This window comes from Nostoc sp. FACHB-888, from assembly GCF_014696655.1.
Classification (GTDB): Bacteria; Cyanobacteriota; Cyanobacteriia; order Cyanobacteriales; family Nostocaceae; genus Nostoc.
Genome location: NZ_JACJQM010000396.1, coordinates 1 through 1994, shown reverse-complemented (window position 1 = coordinate 1994; position 1994 = coordinate 1). Strand labels below are relative to the sequence as shown.

General features: G+C 40.8%; 3 protein-coding genes and 1 pseudogene. All 4 read right to left on the bottom strand.

What is annotated here, in order from left to right:
- On the bottom strand, positions 1-494 hold a 494-nt coding region (locus tag H6G26_RS41325; protein ID WP_190737884.1), incomplete at its 3' end, for a hypothetical protein.
- A gap of 3 nt (positions 495-497) precedes the next feature.
- Complete coding sequence (locus H6G26_RS41320) at positions 498-908, bottom strand: hypothetical protein (protein ID WP_190737881.1); 411 nt, start codon at positions 906-908, stop codon at positions 498-500.
- Between the two features lie 164 nt (positions 909-1072).
- Positions 1073-1801, bottom strand: coding sequence for a hypothetical protein (locus tag H6G26_RS41315; protein WP_190737879.1), 729 nt, complete (start codon positions 1799-1801; stop codon positions 1073-1075).
- A pseudogene (locus H6G26_RS41310) lies at positions 1794-1994 on the bottom strand (hypothetical protein); the annotation flags it as partial. The pseudogene H6G26_RS41310 and the gene H6G26_RS41315, both read right to left, overlap by 8 nt.

The window sequence follows — 1994 nt, the reverse complement described above, 5'->3', positions numbered from 1 at the left end:
GTCAAATCGATGTTTCCAGTCGGTTTTGTACCCAAAGTATATTGTTTGGAATCTTCAAATTCATGCAAGGCTTGCTGGGGATCTTTGCCACGTAAGGTTCTCGCTTCCATCACCTGTACTAATGCAGAGATGCCAAAACTAATCCAAAACAACACATTGAACGGTAATTGTAACCAACCGATCCAACCGATCCATTCTTGCTCAAACCAGGGAAAAATCGGTTTTCCCTGGAATAAAACTTGCCAGATGCTATCAGTAGAAAGCAGTGTACCAATCCAGAAACCAATTGCACCAACCAGTTTGTATCCGGGTGTGCCTGGGGTAACGAATTGGGCAATGATATGTGAGATAAAGATGACTGGCAGTGAGATTAATGCCACAATCCACCGAGCTAATAATTCTAAGTAGTCAGTCCCTGCTTTTTTCGGCTCTTTTTGTGGTGATGATTCTGGTTTTGGTTGTGAATTAGATTTGTTTGGAGTGAGATATTTCATAAATCAATTACGGGAATCTTGGTACAGTGGCGAATTCTTACAAGCATTTTTGAATCGATATTTCCATTTCCATTGCCTTTGTTCAATGCGTCCAATACATAAACCAGTTGAGTCATATACGAAAACTGTCTCATCTTCTAAATAACCTGTAGTATCAGGTCTAGGGTTACGTTTTTTGGAGTCTAGATAGTTTCTGATTCGTAACTTACTAAATGAGGGCGTAACTCCAAGAGAGTTAATTTTATCGGCGGTCGCTGCCCTTTGCTCGGCTTTAATGCGTTCTAGTTCTTCAGACTCTCGAATCGTGATGCCGTGAGAGTAAGTTTTAAATTGGGCTGGCAGTTGTGATAACCAAGGACTTGCGATTAACCCCATGCCCAATAATCCCAACATCGCTTGCTTCTGGTATTTCATCAAACACTCAGCCAAAATATTTTACGGTTGTTGCCCGTCGATAGTTTGTGTTGTCTGGGGTGGCGGTGCATTAATAACACGAATGTAAACAGATAGCCCAATACAAACTAGAAAAAAAATGACTGAGAATCCTAAAATATTCTGCTCCAAAACCTTACGCCATTTTAAGCTGGAGATTGGAATTTCTCGCTCAACAAAGAGCGTGTCAAATTTTTCAGATCCTGAATTGTCGCAGGTCGTGTAGACTTTTTTTCTGATGTCGGCACTCCTAATTCGTCTAAAAATGCTTTCGGGTCAAAACCAACAGTTGCAGCAGTAGTCAGGGTTTGAACTTGTTGTTTAATCTCATCCCCAGTCTTTAACCCGTACTCTTGGGTAATTTGTTGCCTGATTTGAGGATCTTTAGCCAGTTGATAAATAAACGCTATTTCATCAAAACCTTGCTCTGTGCGTCGCTGTAATGAACGAGCATCAAGTTCGCTCGTGATTTCATCGAACAATTCTTGCTCAAACTCATGAACTGCCAGCGCTTGAGCGACAGTCTTACCTGCCACAATGTCCAAGAAGGCTTTAAAAGTTTCCCGGCTGACTCCAGCAAGATGTAATTGTTTACTCACACTTTCTATGGCTTGAGTTTGTATATTCGCCAAATTGCTCTCACCTTCTAACAGCTTCGATTTGTCGAGGGTTGTTTGCGCTAAACTGAACAACTTTTCCAAGCGATCGCAAATGTCAATGCTAAATTCTTTTGCGTCATCTTCTACATCTTGGTTAATATCTGGGTCGGACTTAGCCAACTCCTGTAAACCAGCAATGATTTTAACAGGAGCGTATTTTTCACCCAGTAATTCAAACAAATCTTGACGACTAAATTTATCTATTGTTTCAGACATTTTGTAATTCTCCTGGCAATGGTTGTGTAAATCTGATTTGTTCAGCTTCAAATTCTTTAATGGTGTACTCCGACTTACTGGCTTCCACAATTGACTTTGCTATTTCAACCTTGTTTGTGCCTTGATCTAAATCTCCAAACACTTCGCCAATCCTGCCTAGTACCCATACTTGATATGGACGAATCAATGGCGC

Coding starts and splice junctions, on each gene's coding strand:
- H6G26_RS41320 (WP_190737881.1), bottom strand. CDS start 908: ATGAAATACCAGAAGCAAGCGATGTTGGGATTATTGGGCATGGGGTTA.
- H6G26_RS41315 (WP_190737879.1), bottom strand. CDS start 1,801: ATGTCTGAAACAATAGATAAATTTAGTCGTCAAGATTTGTTTGAATTA.